The sequence below is a fragment of the Streptomyces sp. NPDC101194 genome (genome assembly GCF_044767885.1).
Taxonomy (GTDB): Bacteria; Actinomycetota; Actinomycetes; order Streptomycetales; family Streptomycetaceae; genus Streptomyces.
The window spans coordinates 364,681-380,083 of sequence record NZ_JBIWOS010000003.1 but is presented as its reverse complement, the minus strand read 5'-3'; the positions used below and the strand labels follow the sequence as shown (position 1 = coordinate 380,083).

The following is a 15,403-nucleotide window of genomic DNA, read 5'->3' as shown; positions in this document are numbered from 1 at the left end:
GGACGAAGGGGTGCGGCCCTTTCCCGTACCGGCTCACCGCCGCACGGCCACCGTCAGAGCTTCTTGGGCGAGGTGTAGCCGACGACGAGCGGCGACACCGCCGACTGCTTGGTGTTCTTGTAGTTGAGCTTCTCGCCGGAGTTGCCCTCGACGGAGAAGTACGCCTTGTACTTGGTGCTGTACGTGGTGAGGACACCGACGTGGTCGATGACTCCGTCCCTGTCCCAGTCGTAGCTGACGACATCGCCCTTCTTCGGCACGTAGGCGCCCTTGGCGCCCTTCTTCTTGGCCACGTCGGCGCGAGAGTGCCAGGTGTGGTTGGCAAGCCCGTAGCTGCGGAAGGAACCGGCGGACGCGTTGAGCCCCGTGACCTTCGCGCCGCCCCAGTACCAGGTGTACTTCGCGAAGTCGGAGCACCAGGCGCGGGACTTCCACTTCACGGGGGTCCAGGTCTTGACCCAGGCCCTGTTCTTCTTGACGTACATGTAGCCCTTGCTCGTGCCGCAGGTGGCGCGGTCGGTACCGGTGCGCGGGGCGCTCGACCCGTCGAAGCGGCGATTGCGCGGGTCGGTCCAGAAGCCGGTGTAGAAGTTGCAGTTGTTCTTGGCGTTGACGCCGTTGGCCGCGCCCTCGTACTTGCGCTTCTTCACCTCGGCGTTGGTGCTGGTGTACTGGCTGAGCGCCTGCTCGGCTATCTTGTCGCCGATCGGCTTGTCCGGGGCCGCGGTCGCGGGGTGTGCCGTGACCCCCAGGGTGAGTGCGGTGGCGAGGCACGCCGTTGTCAGGGCATGACGCATACGCATGTGTGCTCCTTGAGATCGGGATGGTGTCCTGCTTCTCGGCAGGTGGGTCCTCGTCGGCCGGCTCCGTCGCCTCCTGCGGCGGCCCGTCACCGGGCCCGTCCGACGAGATGGCCACCACCCTGCTCGACCGACCGTGTCCCAACCTTGAAGAGAGCTTGAAACAGCTGCTCGGAGCCGCCGGCCGCGGTCTAGGATCGCGCCCCGGGGGTGGTTGGTATGGAGGTGGAGTTCCGTGTGCTGGGAGGGGTCGAGGTCCGGGTCGACGGTCATCGGCCGGACCTGGGACCCGCTCGCCAGCGGCGCGTTCTGGCGGTGCTGTTGCTCGAAGCCAACCACGTGGTCACGGTCGACGAACTCGTTGACCGGGTCTGGGGAGAGCGGGCCCCACAGCGCGCCCGGTCGACGCTCTACAGCTACCTCTCCAGGCTGCGCCTCGCGTTGCGCGCCGTGGCCGAGGAGGTGCAGATCGCGCGGCGGTCGGGAGGATACGTACTGGCCGTAACCGCCACGGCTGTCGACCTGCACCGCTTCCGGGATCTCGTCGCCAGGGCTCGGACCACCGCGCACGCGGGGGACGGGACCGAGGCGGCGAGCCTCTTCGAGAAGGCCCTCGCGACCTGGCGGGGCGACATGTGTCCCGGCATGGACACCCCGTGGTTCGGCTCCCAGCGCGAGGCGGCGCAGGTCGAACGCCTCGCAGCCGTTCTGGACTGGGGCGATCTCCAACTGCGCCGCGGGTTCCACACCGAGCTGGTGACAGCGCTGGCACCCCTCGCCGAGGACGACCCTCTGGACGAACGGCTCGCCGGCCAGTTGATGCTCGCCCTCTACCGCTGCGGACGCCCCGCCGACGCCCTCAACCACTACCAGGACCTACGCCGCCGCCTCGCCGAGGAGCTGGGCATCGACCCGGCGCCGCCGCTGCGCGATCTGCACCAGCAGATCCTGATCTCGGATCCGCGGCTCGCGCCGCCGACGCGGGACGCCGCGCCCGACCCGTCACGTACCGCCGCAGCACATCCCAGACAACTTCCGTCTCTGCCGCCTCTGTTGACCGGTCGTGACACTGAACTGGCCTGCTTGGAAAAACTGTTGGCTCCGCAGGAGGAACCGCACAGCGGGTCCGTGCCGATCGCCGCGATCTGTGGCACAGGGGGCGTCGGCAAGACCTCGCTGGCACTGCGCTGGGCCCATGGCCGGCACGAGCGCTTCCCCGACGGTCAGCTGTTCGCCGATCTGCAGGGCTTCACCCCCGCCGGTGAACCGGCGGACCCGTACACGGTCATGCGGGGTTTCCTGGAGGCCCTGGGCGCCGAAGCCGGGAGCCTTCCCGCCACCCCCCAGTCCCAGGCCGCGCTGTATCGAAGTCTCACGGCAGGCCGACGACTGCTCATCATGCTCGACAACGCCCGTGACACCGACCAGGTGGTGCCGCTGTTACCGGGCAGCCCCACGTGTACGGTCCTGATCACGAGCCGTCACCAACTTCCCGGCCTCGCCGCCTCCCACGGCACCGTCCGGCTCACCTTGGAAACACTCGACCGCGCCCAGGCGCGCGACCTGCTCGTCCGCCGCCTCGGTTCCGACCGGCTCGCCGCGGAACCCGCGGCGGCGACGGAACTCCTCCACCACTGCGCCGGGCTCCCCATCGCCATCAGCGTCCTCGCCGCCCGCCTGACCACGAACCCGATGCTCACCCTGAGCGCCCTGGTGGCCGAACTGCGGGAAGCGGCGACCCCGCTGGACGCCCTGGAGACGGGCGAGGCGAGCAGCGACATACGGATCGTCTTCGCCTCCTCCTACCGTGCACTCGACACCGATTCCGCCCAGGTGTTCCGGCAGATCGCCCAGGCACCCGGGGCCGACATCGGCCTGCCCGCCGCCGTCAGCCTCACCGGCCTGCCCCTCTCCCGCCTCCGTACAAGGCTGCACCGACTCCAGGCCCACCACCTCGTTCAGGAACGCGTCCCCGGCCGCTTCAGCTGCCACGACCTGCTGCGTGCGTACGCCCTCGAGATGACGGAATCCGTTGCCCTCGCCGGTGAAGCGGATGCGGCACTCACCCGCGTTCTCGACCACTACGCGCACACGGCATACGCAGCCGACCGACTTCTGCTGCCCTACCGCGACCCGCTCCCGTCGGCATCGCCGGCAGACGGCACGCGCTTCGAGGAATTCGCCGACGCCGACCAGGCCATGGCGTGGTTCGAGAGCGAGCACACCGTGCTGACAGCAGCCGTCAACCACGCGGTACGCGCCGGACACGATGCCCGGGCATGGCGGACGGCATGGGCGATCACCACCTTTCTCGCCCGTCGGGGGCGGTGGGCGGACGTCACCGCCGTGCACAGCACCGTGCTCACCGCCTTGGTTCGCCTCGGGGATCCGGCAGCCCAGGCGGAGTCCCGTCGCGCGCTCGCCTGTGCCTGCACGGAGACCGGCCGCTTCGCCGAAGCCCACCAGGAGCTGGCCCGTGCGTCGGCCCTCTCGGAGACGAACGGCGATCTCCTCTCCGCCGCCCACACCCACCTCGCCCTGGGCTGGTTGTACGAGCGCGAGGGCGACAAGCACGCAGCCTTGCGGCACGATCAGCGCGCCGTGGAACAGTTCACCTCGGTCGGAAACCTCCCGGGACGCGCCCGCGCCCTGAACGCGGTGGCCTGGGACCACGGCCAGCTCGGTGACCATTCCGTGTCGGTGCGCCGCTGCCAGGAGGCGCTGGCCATCCAGCGGGAACTGGGCGACGAACGAGGCCAGGCCAACACCTGGGACACCCTCGGCTACGCCTACCACCGACTCGGTGAACACGCGGAGGCCATCGACTGCTACCGGCACAGCCTGGACCTCAACCGCGCACTGCGGCACCGCTACAACGAGGCCCTGACGCTGGTCCACCTGGGCGAGGCCTACCGTGCGACGGAAGCCGTCGAAACGGCCAGGGGCGTGTTGCGCGAGGCCCTCGGCATCTACCTTGACCTCCATGTTCTCGATCCGGAAGTGGAGCGGGCCCGTGCACTGCTGCGCGAGCTCGACGGTCCACCGGTTCCGGATGGTCCGGACAGCCCCTAGCCTCGCTGCTCTGCTGCGATGATGCGGTGTCGTTGCACGGGACATGGGCCTGCCGCACCCGGGAAACGAGGGCATCGGCCACCCCGTCCCGGGCGCGCGGAATGCGATCGTGGACCAGGGGGTTTGCCGGTTAAGCAGTACGAACAGCACAGAAAGCGGATGAGACCCATGGGCGAGTTGATCCTGATCCGGCACGGCGAGACCGAGTGGTCGCGGTCCGGGCAGCACACGAGCCACACCGATCTGCCCCTGACCCCCCTCGGCGAACGACAGGCCCGCGCGCTGGCTCCGCTGCTCGCGGACCGGCGGATCGCGCTCACCCTGGTCAGCCCCGCCGCACGCGCCCGGCGCACCGCGGAGCTCGCCGGGCTCGTCGCAGCCCGTGTCACCCCCGAACTGCGCGAATGGGACTACGGCGGCTACGAAGGCGTGACCACCGACGAGATCCGCCGCACCCGCCCCGACTGGAATCTGTGGACCGACGGGGTCGCCCCCGGCCCCGAGGCGCACCCCGGCGAGACACCCGCCGAGGTCGGTGCCCGAGCCGACCGGGTGCTGGCCGAAGTCGCCGGGGCGGCGGAGCGCGACACGGACGGGGACATCGCGCTCGTCGCCCACTCCCACCTCCTGCGCGTACTCACCGCCCGCTACCTCGGTCTGACCCCGGCCGAGGGCACGCTCTTCCAGCTCGCCACGGGAGCGGTCTCGCGGCTCGGCACCGAGCACGGCAATCCGGTGATCACGGCATGGAATGTGACATGGCCCGACAGTCTGTTGCCCCGGGCCGTTCCGGACACCCCGGAGCGGGACTGACCGAACGGGCTCGGCCGCTCCACACCCGGCCGACCGCCCGGCATGCGGACGGCCGGTGCCTCGGAGCGAGACACCGGCCGTCCGCGCGACCCGGGGCGGGCGGAGGATCAGGAGAGCAACTCCACCTCCGCGAGGCTCCCTTCACCCGCGAACACCAGGCGGTAGTGCGCGTACGAGCCCGGAGCGCGCACCGAGAACACCCTGGTCTGCCTGTCCCAGGCGAACGACTGCGACGACCGCTTGTCGAGGTCCTTCCACGTCGTGCCGTCCGACGAGCCCTGCAGGACCCAGCCGGTCGGAGCCTTGGCCGCCGCGCTCGAAGTCAGCGTGTACTGGGCCGCGTTCGTGGCCGAGGGCACCGGCAGGTCCACCGAGGCGACCGTCGCAGAGGTGGCAGAGGTGTTGTCGAACAGGGGGCCCGTGCCCTTCAGCACGTCGGCCTTCGGCGTCGCCACGCTGTCGTCCGTGGTGATCGAGACCGGCGCGGCGTTCTTGCCGGTGCCCCACGACGAAGGCTTCGCACCCATGTCGAAGTCCAGGGCGCCGCCCTTGGCGAGCAGGTCGTGCGGCAGTGAAGTGGAGTTCCACTTCTTGCCGTTGACCCTCAGGCCCTGCACGTAGATGTTCTTCGCGCTGTTCTTCGGCGCCCTGACCACCAGATCGCGGCCGTTCTCCAGGTGCACCGTGGCCTTCGTGAACAGCGGCGAACCGATCGCGTACTCGCCACTGCCCATCACGAGCGGATAGAAGCCGAGCGAGGAGAAGAGGTACCAGGCCGACTGCTCGCCGTTGTCCTCGTCACCGTGGTAGCCCTGCCCGATCTCGCTGCCCGTGTAGAGGCGGCCGAGTACCTCACGGACCTTCTCCTGGGCCTTCCAGGGCTGCGAGGCCGCGTCGTACATGTAGGTGACATGGTGTGCGACCTGGTTGCTGTGGCCGTACTGCCCCATCCGTACGTCGCGCGCCTCCGTCATCTCGTGGATGACACCGCCGTACGAGCCGACGAACTCGGGGCCCGCCGTCTCCGGCGTGGCGAAGTAGGTGTCGAGCTTCTTCGCCAGGCCGGCGCGCCCGCCGTAGAGATTCGCCAGGCCCCGGCTGTCCTGCGGGGCCGTGAAGGCGTAGCCCCAGCCGTTCGTCTCCGTGTAGTCGTAGCCCCAGACCCGAGGGTCGTAGCGGTCCGCGGGGAGTCGCCAGTCGCCCTTGGCGTCCTTGCCCTGGAAGAAGCCCACCTTGCTGTCGAAGAGACCGACGTAGTTGCGGGCGCGGTTCAGAAAGTACTCGGACTCCTCCTTGTACCGCTCCTTCTTCGTCTTCTCGTAGAGCGCCCGGCCCATCTGCGCGATGCCGTAGTCGTTGAGGTAGCCCTCCAGCGACCAGGACAGGCCCTCGTGCGTGGAGGTGTCGGCGTAACCGACGAACGGGGACGTCTGCATGCCCTTGCGGCCGACGCCCGAGGACGGCGGGACCACGGTGGCGTTCTTCAGCGCCGCGTCGTACGCGGCCTCGGCGTCGAACTTCACACCCTTGACATAGGCGTCCGCGAAGGCGACGTCCGAGGAGGTGCCGGTCATCAGGTCGGAGTAGCCGGGGGACGACCAGCGGGAGATCCAGCCGCCGTCCTTGTACTGCTGGACGAAGCCGTCCACCATCTCGCCGGCCCTGTCCGGCGTGAGGAGGGAGTACGCGGGCCACGTCGTGCGGTAGGTGTCCCAGAAACCGTTGTTGACGTACACCTTGCCGTCGACGATCTTCGCGCCCGTGTGGGTCGGGGTGTCGGAGCCGACCTGCGGGGAGAAGGGGCTGGCGTACTTGTCCTTGCCGTCGACCCTCTCGAAGCCCGAGTTCGGATACAGATAGAGCCGGTACAGGCTGGAGTAGAGCGTGGTCAGCTGGTCGGTCGTGGCGCCCTCGACCTCCACCTTGCCCAGGATGTCGTCCCAGGCCCGCTGCGCCCGGTCCTCGACCCGCCCGAAGGAGCGGGAGGCGGGGATCTCGGCGGCGAGGTTCCGCTTCGCCTGGTCGACGCTGATCAGCGAGGTCGCCAGGCGCAGCTCGACCGTGCGGTCCTTGCCGGCGTCGAAGCGGAGGTAGCCCGTGACGTCGTCGCCCCCGCCGCCGGACAGCTTGCCGCTCGCGGTGACCGGGGCGTCGAAGACGCCGTACACGAAGAGGCGGGTGGCGCCGGTCGAGCCGCCGCTCTTCACATCGGAGAAGCCGGTGAAGGAGCTGGTCCCCGGGTCGAGGGTGAGCCCGCCGTCGTTGGAGACGTTGTCGAAGACGACGCTCGCGTCGTCACCGGGGTAGGTGAACCGCATCCGGGCCGCGTGGTCGGACGGTGTCATCTCCGCCTTGAGGCCGTTGTCGAATGTCACACCGTAGTAGTGCGGCTTCGCCGTCTCGTTCTCGTGGTGGAACGGCAGGGCCCGCGCCTTGCGGGAGGCGTCCGGAGTGCCGGGGACCGCCGACGGCATCAGCTGGAAGGTCTGCCGGTCGCCCATCCAGGGGCTCGGTTCATGGCTGGCGCTGAAGGCCTGGAGGGTGGGCAGGTTGTCGTCGTTGTTGCCGCGCGCGTAGTCGTACAGCCAGCTGGTCGACCCGGCGTTGGTGACCGGGGTCCAGAAGTTGAAGCCGTTCGGGAGCGCGGTGGCGGGGAAGTTGTTGCCGCGCGAGAAGGAACCGCTGGAGTTGGTGCCGCGGACCGTCGACGCGTAGTCGGAGAGGTGCGCGCGGCGCTTCTCGGGCGCCTTCGGGGCGATCTTGATGTCGTCGATCCAGCCCTGGAACTTCGACGGCCCGTCGGGGGAGTCGTACGCCACCAGAATCCGGTCCACGGTCCTGCCCGCGGCGACCGTCCCGATCGCCGAGTCGACCTTGTTCCACTGGTTGACGTAGAGCCGCTTGGCATCGGCCTGACCCTGCGGGGTCAGCAGGCCGCCGTTGCTGTCGGTGGCCCGCAGATCGCTCAGGTACGTGCCGTCCGTGAACGCCAGGTCCACCGAGACGTGCGTCGCCGGGTAGGAGAGATCCGTCTCGCCCATCTGGGGATAGATCAGATAGGAGAGTGAGGTGTCACGGGTGACAGCCGTGTTCACATCGAAGATCTTGTTGTACGAGTAGGCCCGGCCGTCCGCCTTGTGCGTACCGGCGTACCGCAGGGCCTTCCTGCCGGTGAAGCCCGCACCCGACTTGGCGGTGGGGGAGCCGGACGGGCCGCGGTCGACCTGGCTGCGCATCGATTCCGGCGCCGGGGCCGAGGTGTCGCCGTCGGAGAACTGGACGTCGGCGAGCTGGGTCGCGTCGGAGGCGCCGTTGTTCTTCGTGATCTGCAGCCGGAAGTGCTGATAGGCCGCGTCCGATGTGACATCGTACGACTTGGTCTGGAACCGCTCGGTGAAGCTCTGGCCGGTCCGGGAGTCGAGGTCCTTCCAGTCCTTGCCGTCCGTGGAGCCCTGCAGGGTCCAGTCCTTCGGGTCGCGTTCGTCGTGATCGTTGGCCGACGTCAGTGCGTAGGTCACGACCTTGACCGGTTCGACGAGATCGAACTCGACCCAGCCGGTGGGTGCGAAGGTCAGCCACTTGGTGCCGGACTCGCCGTCGACCAGGTTCTCCTTCACCTCCCCGCCGCCGGTGTTCTCGCCACTTGCACGGACGTCTGTCACCTTGTCGGTGACATTGCCCGGTATTCCGGTGGAGAATCCGCCGTCGACACCCGATGACCGCTTCTTTCCGTCAGGGCCTTCTTCGACGGTGTTGCGCCAGTCCGGTTGCTTTTCGTCCGCTTCGAAGGACGAGCTGAATGTCCTTTCACCCGAGGTGCTTTGGCGCTTTTCGCCTGTCCCGGCCGACTGTGCGGCGGCCGCGGTGGGGGCTGTCACGACCAGAACCAGTGAAGCCGCGACCAGTGCGGCCGTGCGGCTTTGTCTCCTGCGAGAACCATGTCGGGGCTGCATGCGGAGCCATTCCTCCCGAGGAAGTGCGCTTGGACAACGTTGTCAGGGGGATGCGCAAGGTCCAGTAGGGAGCCAAGTGGCGTGATGTGTCAAGGGTGTTGAGTGCGAATCGCAAGCCGAATCGACCGTAATGCGGAAATCGTTACACCCGGACGGAGGTGCGCGGGGTCCAGGTATCCGCGAGGTCTCAACTCGGGAAAGACTGCTGCTCGACCTTGCATTCGATCTTGCTCAGTCGGGCGCAAGTGGACTATACCTGTCGGCGTCTGCACAGCTGATTCCGGCGCCGCGGACAAGGGGGACACGGGGGAACGGTCACGGGGCACGACAAGTGCATCCGCTGCCCGATCTCCCGAAGCCCCCCACTGCACATGGCTAGCCTGAGATCAGCACCACCCAAGCGCAACTGACCGCGGTGGCGGGGCCCTTCGCCTGAGGCGAATTTCGACGGGCGACCGGTACACACCGCCTGAGTCCTGGAGAAGGCGAGGACTTGAGCATGGGATCCACCTCCGCCCACAAGAATGAGGGCCTCGGCCGTCGCGATGTGATCAAGCGATCTGCCGCGCTCGGCCTGCTCACCGTTCCTACGATGGGTTTCCTGTCGTCGTGTGCGAGCAGCGACAGCGGCAGTGACAAGAAGGTCGAGAAGGGCAAGGTCAGCAAGACGAACCCGCTCGGCGTCAACGAGACGGCCCCCCTCGAGGTGGTCATCTTCGACGGCGGCTTCGGCCAGCAGTACGCGATCGACGCGGAGAAGAAGTACAACGCGGCGTTCCCGAAGGCCCCGAAGGTCAAGCACGTCGCGACCCAGAAGATCCAGTCGCAGCTCCAGCCGCGCTTCAACGGCGGCACCCCGCCGGACCTGATCGACAACTCCGGTGCCGAGCAGATGGACATGGGCGTCCTGGTCGGCAAGAAGCAGCTGGCGGACCTGACGCCGCTGATGGACGCCCCGTCCATCGACGACCCGAGCAAGAAGGTCCGCGACACGCTGCGCCCGGGTGTCCTGGAGATGGGTCAGTTCGACGGCGACCCGGTCTGGATCATGTACTACGCGTACACGGTCTACGGCGTCTGGTACTCGCAGACCGCGCTCGACAACCTCGACGCGCAGTACCCCGAGAACTGGGACGACATGCTCGCCCTGTGCGCGAAGGCGAAGAAGAAGGGCATCGCCGGCTGGACGTACGCCGGTAAGTACCCGTACTACCTGCCGTTCTCGCTCTACCCGTTCATCGCCAAGATCGGTGGCCGGGAGGTTCTCGACAAGATCGACAACCTGGAGCCGAACGCCTGGAAGGACCCCGCGGTCAAGGCGGCGTTCGAGGCGTACTACGAGCTGTACCAGAAGGGGTACATCCTCAAGGGCACCCCGGGCCTGACCCACATCCAGTCCCAGACCGAGTGGACCAAGGGCAAGGCGCTCTTCATCCCCAACGGTTCGTGGGTGGAGAACGAGGCGGCGCCGACCACGCCCAAGGACTTCAAGATGATGGTCGCGCCGCCGTCCAGCCTGGACTCGTCCGACAAGATGCCGTTCGGCACCATCTGGGCCTCCGGCGGCGAGCCCTTCGTCGTCCCGGCCAACGCGAAGAACCCCGAGGGCGGCATGGAGCAGCTGCGCATCATGCTCTCCGAGGAGTCCTCCAAGAACTTCACCAAGCAGGTCAAGTCGCTCAGCGCCTTCAACGGCGGCACCGACGGTCTGACCCTGTCGACCGCCATGCAGTCCGGTGTCGACTCGCTGAAGAAGGCCGGCGACAACGTGGTGAACCCGCGTCTGCAGGACTGGTACGTGAAGCTCCAGAAGGAGCAGATCGGTGTCGCCGGTATCGGCGAGATGATGGCCGGCCGCGCGACCCCTGCGGAGGCCATCAAGAAGATCCAGGCCTTCGCCGACGCGGCGGCCAAGGACCAGTCCATCAAGCACTACAAGCACCAGTGAGCAACCGTCACCAGCGGCGGCACCCGCGGAAAGATCGGGGTCGGTAAACGATGCAGCACGGCAAGTACCGTTTCATCGTGGGGTTCTTGGTAGTCCCACTGGCGTTGTACGCGGTCTTCGTCATCTGGCCGTTCATCCAGTCCATCTACTACTCGTTCACGGACTGGACCGGCCTGAGCCCGGACTTCAAGATGGTCGGGTTCGACAACTACACGAGGATGCTGAAGGACGACATCTTCTGGAAGTCGTTGCAGCACAGCGTGTTGCTCGTGCTGCTGCTGCCGCTGGTGACGCTGGGCCTGGCGCTGTTCTTCGCCTTCATGCTCAATGTCGGAGGCCGGCGGCGCAAGAACGCCGCGGTCTCCGGCGTGCGCGGGTCGAGTTTCTACAAGATCGCCTATTTCTTCCCGCAGGTGCTGTCGATCGTCATCGTCGCCCTGTTGTTCCAGTTCGGGTTCAACCCCACCAGCGGGGTGCTGAATTCGACACTGAAGGCGATCGGTCTGGGATCCATCCAGCCGGACTGGCTGGGCGATCCGAACCTCGCGCTCATCTGTGTCATGTCGGTCCTGGTCTGGTCGACGGTCGGGTTCTTCGTCGTCCTCTTCTCCGCCGGCATGGCGTCCATCCCGAAGGACTTCTACGAGGCGGCGCTCCTCGACGGCGCCAACCGCTTCACCACGTTTTTCCGGATCACCCTCCCGCTGCTCTGGGACACGGTGCAGTCGGGCTGGGTCTACATGGGCATCCTGGCCCTCGGCGTGGAGGCGTTCACCGCCGTACAGGTCATGACCGTGGGCCCCGGCGGCCCCGACTACTCGACCACGGTTCTGCCGCTGTACGTGTACCAGACCGCCTTCCGCGACGGACAGGCCGGATACGCGACGACGATCGGTGTCGGACTGCTCATCGTCACCATGGCCTTCGCCGCCGTCGTGATGCGACTGGGCCGGCGCGAGCGGCTGGAGTTCTGATGCCGCGACGGACGGGGGACGGCGCCCGGACCCCCAGCAAGCACCACAGGTCGGCCTCCGTGTCCGGCTCGACAGTACGAGGTGAGTACACGTGAAGACCACTGACACCGCTCCTCCCGCTCCGGCGGCGGACCCGGCCCCCGTGTCCAAGGCGCCCGCCCCTGTCGGCAAGGAGAAGAGCAGCGAGGGCCAGGTCCTCAACGTCTTCTCGCACGGTGTGCTGATCATCTGGGCGATCCTGGTCGTCATGCCGCTGCTCTGGGCGGTCATGTCGTCGTTCAAGTCCGACGACTCGATCCTGTCGACGCCGTTGGCGCTCCCCGACAAGCTGCACTTCGACAACTGGTCGCGCGCCTGGAGCCAGGCGCACATGAGCGATTACTTCTTCAACACCATCGTGGTGGTGGGTTGTTCGCTCGTCGGGACTCTGCTGCTCGGATCGATGGCGGCGTACGTACTGGCGCGGTTCGACTTCCCCGGGAACCGCTTCATCTACTACCTGTTCATCGGCGGGATGAGCTTCCCGATCATCCTGGCGCTGGTCCCGCTGTTCTTCGTCATGAACAACATGGCCCTGCTGAACACGCGACACGGACTGATCATGGTCTACATCGCGTACTCGCTGCCGTTCACCGTCTTCTTCCTCACCTCGTTCTTCCGGACGCTGCCGACCTCGGTGGCGGAGGCGGCGGTGCTCGACGGGGCCTCGCACACCCGGACGTTCTTCCAGGTGATGCTGCCGATGGCGAAACCCGGCCTGATCAGCGTCGGCATCTTCAACTTCCTCGGGCAGTGGAACCAGTACATGCTGCCGACCGTGCTGAACACCGACCCGGACCACCGGGTGCTCTCCCAGGGGCTGGTCGAACTCGCCAACAGCCAGGGGTACAAGGGCGACTGGTCCGGCCTCTTCGCCGGTCTGGTGATGGCGATGCTGCCGGTCCTGGCGGCCTACATCGTCTTCCAGCGCCAGGTCGTCGCGGGGCTCACCGCGGGTGCGGTGAAGTAGCACCGTCACCCCTCACGGACCCGAACCGCCCGCCGGCCACGCGCCGGCGGGCGGTTCGCCGTGTGCGGAAGACCGCCCAGGTGAGGGCTCGGTGCTCATCCGAGGCTTCGCATGCTCAAGGTCTTGACGGGGAGTACCCCAAAACGGTCAGCTTAGAGTTCACATGTTAGAGAAAATGGCAGGAGTGAGAGAGTCGATGGAGACTCCGGGGTCGCAGACATCTCTGCATCGCGCCAACCTTGAGCGGGTCGTGCGCGCGGTGCGCATGGCCGGTTCGCTCACGCAGGCGGAGATCGCACGGAGCACCGGCCTGTCAGCGGCCACCGTCTCCAACATCGTTCGCGAACTGAAGGACGGCGGCACGGTCGAGGTGACCCCCACCTCGGCCGGCGGCCGCCGGGCCCGCAGCGTCTCGCTCAGCGGCGACGCCGGCGTCGTGGTCGGTGTCGACTTCGGTCATACGCATCTGAGGGTGGCGGTCGGCAATCTCGCCCACCAGGTGCTCGCCGAGGAGTCCGAGCCGCTGGATGTCGACGCCTCTTCGGCCGAGGGGTTCGGCCGGGCCGAGCGGCTGGTCAAGCGACTCATCGAGACGACCGGGATCAGCCCGGAGAAGGTGATCGGGGTGGGCCTCGGTGTACCCGGCCCGATCGACGTCGAGTCCGGCACGCTGGGCTCCACGTCGATCCTGCCGGGCTGGACGGGCATCAACCCCAGCGAGGAGCTCGCGGGCCGGCTCGGAGTGCCGGTGTACGTCGACAACGACGCCAACCTCGGGGCGCTCGGCGAACTGGTGTGGGGGAGCGGCCGGGGGGTCAGGGACCTCGCCTACATCAAGGTCGCCAGCGGGGTCGGGGCCGGTCTGGTGATCGACGGGCACATCTACCGGGGGCCCGGCGGCACGGCCGGTGAGATCGGGCACATCACGCTCGACGAATCGGGCCCGGTGTGCCGGTGCGGCAACCGGGGATGCCTGGAGACCTTCACGGCCGCGCGCTACGTGCTGCCGCTGCTCCAGCCGAGTCACGGGCCCGACCTCACCATGGAACGGGTGGTCCAGCTGGCCCGTGAGGGCGATCCCGGCTGCCGTCGGGTGATCGGGGACGTCGGACGGCACATCGGCAGCGGGGTGGCCAATCTCTGCAATCTGCTCAACCCCAGCCGGGTGGTGCTCGGCGGTTCGCTCGCCGAGGCGGGCGAGTTGGTGCTGGCCCCGATCCGCGACTCGGTCTCCAGGTACGCCATTCCGAGCGCGGCCCGGCAGCTTTCGGTGCTGCCCGGAGCGCTGGGCGGCCGGGCCGAAGTCCTGGGCGCCCTGGCCCTCGTCCTCAGCGAGATGGGGGATTCAACCCTTTTGGAAAGCACCTTGTCGACGAGCGCCCCTGCCTTCACTTAGATAACGGATGGCACCGTTGTCATCTCGTTAAGGATTTACTCCTTGACGCTGACCTCGCGGCCGAGTTGACTTCCTGCCACCTCGGCCGCACCGTCGCGGCCTCGTCAGGGAGGCAACCCCACATGAACGCAACGATGCGACGCATTGTCATAGGCACGGCCGCTGTTTCCATGGCCGTCTCCCTCGCAGCCTGTGGCAAGGCGGGTGGTGACGACAAGGCCGGCAGCGGTGGCGACGGCAAGACCATCGGCCTGCTCCTGCCGGAGAACAAGACCACGCGCTACGAGACGTTCGACCGCCCCATCATGGAGGCGAAGATCAAGGCGCTGTGCTCCGACTGCGAGGTCAAGTACAACAACGCCGCGCAGGACAGCGAGACCCAGAAGAAGCAGTTCGACGCGCTCGTCACGCAGGGTGTGAAGGTCATCATCCTGGACACCGTCGACTACAAGGCCGCGAAGTCCTGGGTCCAGCAGGCCGCGAAGAAGGACGTCAAGGTCGTCGCGTACGACCGTCTCGCCGAGGGTCCGATCTCCGCCTATGTCTCCTACGACAACGAGAAGATCGGTCAGCTCCAGGGCGAGGCGCTGGTCAAGGCGATGGGCGCCAAGGCCAAGGACAGCAACGTTGTCATGATCAACGGCTCGCCGACCGACCCGAACGCCCCCTTCTTCAAGAGGGGTGCGCACAGCGTCCTCGACAAGCAGGTCAAGAAGGTCGTCTACGAGCAGGACATCCCGGACTGGTCGGCGGACGAGGCCAACAAGAAGATGGGCGCGGCCATCGACTCCCTGGGCAAGGACGGCTTCCAGGGTGTCTACTCCGCCAACGACGGCATGGCCGGCGGCATCATCACGGCCCTGAAGAAGCAGGGTGTGAAGGTTCCGGTCGGCGGTCAGGACTCCGAGCTCGCCGGTCTGCAGCGCATCCTCACGGGCGAGCAGTCCTTCTCGATCTACAAGCAGATCAAGCCGGAGGCCGAGACCACCGCCGAGATCGCCGTCCGGCTGCTCAAGGGCGAGAAGATCGACGACCTGGCCCCGGTCAAGGTCGACAGCCTCTCGGGCGAGTTCAAGGGCACCCCGTCCAAGCTGTACGACGCCTCGGTCGTGACCAAGGAGAACATCGCCTCCACGATCGTCGCCGACAAGGTCTACAAGGTCGAGGAGATCTGCACCGCCCAGTACAAGGCGGCCTGCGACGCCGCCGGCGTCAAGTAGTCACCCGTCGGCCGACGTCACCCCGGTCCGGTCCGGCACCCGCCCCGTCACATGCCCCGCAGCAGGGGCGGGCGCCGGACTTCTCACCGGTTCCGGTCACCGCACACGGCCGTCCCCCGGGGCGCACCGAGCGCCCCCGGCCGGCACGGAACCCCTTCCCGGGCGTGGTCTCGGCGCGTGGTCGTCCCCCGGCGACGACGTTCCGAGGCGGCGCCTCG

At 67.6% G+C, this 15,403-nt stretch carries 9 protein-coding genes; 7 read left to right on the top strand and 2 right to left on the bottom strand.

Annotated features, from left to right (window positions below):
• Positions 1-53: 53 nt before the first annotated feature.
• Entirely contained in the window at positions 54-803 is a 750-nt protein-coding gene (locus tag ACIRP2_RS14790; RefSeq protein ID WP_404250126.1) for a hypothetical protein, read from the bottom strand.
• Positions 804-1,019: 216 nt separating this feature from the next.
• Here ACIRP2_RS14790 and ACIRP2_RS14785 point away from each other — a divergent pair, with 216 nt between their 5' ends.
• Positions 1,020-3,872 (top strand): BTAD domain-containing putative transcriptional regulator, encoded by a 2,853-nt coding sequence (locus tag ACIRP2_RS14785; protein WP_404250124.1) that lies wholly within the window; start codon positions 1,020-1,022, stop codon positions 3,870-3,872.
• 168 nt (positions 3,873-4,040) lie between these two features.
• Positions 4,041-4,685: a histidine phosphatase family protein gene (locus ACIRP2_RS14780; protein WP_404250122.1), complete on the top strand. Its 645-nt coding sequence runs from the start codon at positions 4,041-4,043 to the stop codon at positions 4,683-4,685.
• A 107-nt stretch (positions 4,686-4,792) separates the two neighbouring features.
• Here ACIRP2_RS14780 and ACIRP2_RS14775 read toward each other — a convergent pair whose 3' ends face one another.
• Entirely contained in the window at positions 4,793-8,638 is a 3,846-nt protein-coding gene (locus ACIRP2_RS14775; RefSeq protein ID WP_404250120.1) for a GH92 family glycosyl hydrolase, read from the bottom strand.
• A gap of 499 nt (positions 8,639-9,137) precedes the next feature.
• Between ACIRP2_RS14775 and ngcE the strand changes: the two genes are divergently transcribed.
• The 5 genes from ngcE to ACIRP2_RS14750 all read left to right on the top strand — a co-directional run bounded on the left by ngcE (position 9,138) and on the right by ACIRP2_RS14750 (position 15,185).
• Positions 9,138-10,586: an N-acetylglucosamine/diacetylchitobiose ABC transporter substrate-binding protein gene (ngcE, locus tag ACIRP2_RS14770; protein WP_404250118.1), complete on the top strand. Its 1,449-nt coding sequence runs from the start codon at positions 9,138-9,140 to the stop codon at positions 10,584-10,586.
• Positions 10,587-10,636: 50 nt separating this feature from the next.
• Positions 10,637-11,560: a carbohydrate ABC transporter permease gene (locus ACIRP2_RS14765; RefSeq protein WP_404250116.1), complete on the top strand. Its 924-nt coding sequence runs from the start codon at positions 10,637-10,639 to the stop codon at positions 11,558-11,560.
• A 91-nt stretch (positions 11,561-11,651) separates the two neighbouring features.
• Positions 11,652-12,569, top strand: a complete 918-nt coding sequence (locus ACIRP2_RS14760) for a carbohydrate ABC transporter permease (protein ID WP_404250114.1) — start codon at positions 11,652-11,654, stop codon at positions 12,567-12,569.
• Between the two features lie 196 nt (positions 12,570-12,765).
• The gene (locus ACIRP2_RS14755; protein WP_404250843.1) at positions 12,766-13,965 is read left to right on the top strand and encodes an ROK family protein; all 1,200 of its coding nucleotides are present in this window, start codon (positions 12,766-12,768) and stop codon (positions 13,963-13,965) included.
• A gap of 122 nt (positions 13,966-14,087) precedes the next feature.
• Positions 14,088-15,185: a substrate-binding domain-containing protein gene (locus ACIRP2_RS14750; RefSeq protein ID WP_404250112.1), complete on the top strand. Its 1,098-nt coding sequence runs from the start codon at positions 14,088-14,090 to the stop codon at positions 15,183-15,185.
• Positions 15,186-15,403: the final 218 nt, after the last annotated feature.

Bases quoted from the DNA above. Each gene is read 5' to 3' on its own strand.
- ACIRP2_RS14750 (WP_404250112.1), top strand. From the start codon at position 14,088: ATGAACGCAACGATGCGACGCATTGTCATAGGCACGGCCGCTGTTTCC.
- ngcE (WP_404250118.1), top strand. From the start codon at position 9,138: ATGGGATCCACCTCCGCCCACAAGAATGAGGGCCTCGGCCGTCGCGAT.
- ACIRP2_RS14775 (WP_404250120.1), bottom strand. From the start codon at position 8,638: ATGCAGCCCCGACATGGTTCTCGCAGGAGACAAAGCCGCACGGCCGCA.
- ACIRP2_RS14755 (WP_404250843.1), top strand. From the start codon at position 12,766: ATGGAGACTCCGGGGTCGCAGACATCTCTGCATCGCGCCAACCTTGAG.
- ACIRP2_RS14790 (WP_404250126.1), bottom strand. From the start codon at position 803: ATGCGTATGCGTCATGCCCTGACAACGGCGTGCCTCGCCACCGCACTC.
- ACIRP2_RS14780 (WP_404250122.1), top strand. From the start codon at position 4,041: ATGGGCGAGTTGATCCTGATCCGGCACGGCGAGACCGAGTGGTCGCGG.
- ACIRP2_RS14765 (WP_404250116.1), top strand. From the start codon at position 10,637: ATGCAGCACGGCAAGTACCGTTTCATCGTGGGGTTCTTGGTAGTCCCA.
- ACIRP2_RS14785 (WP_404250124.1), top strand. From the start codon at position 1,020: ATGGAGGTGGAGTTCCGTGTGCTGGGAGGGGTCGAGGTCCGGGTCGAC.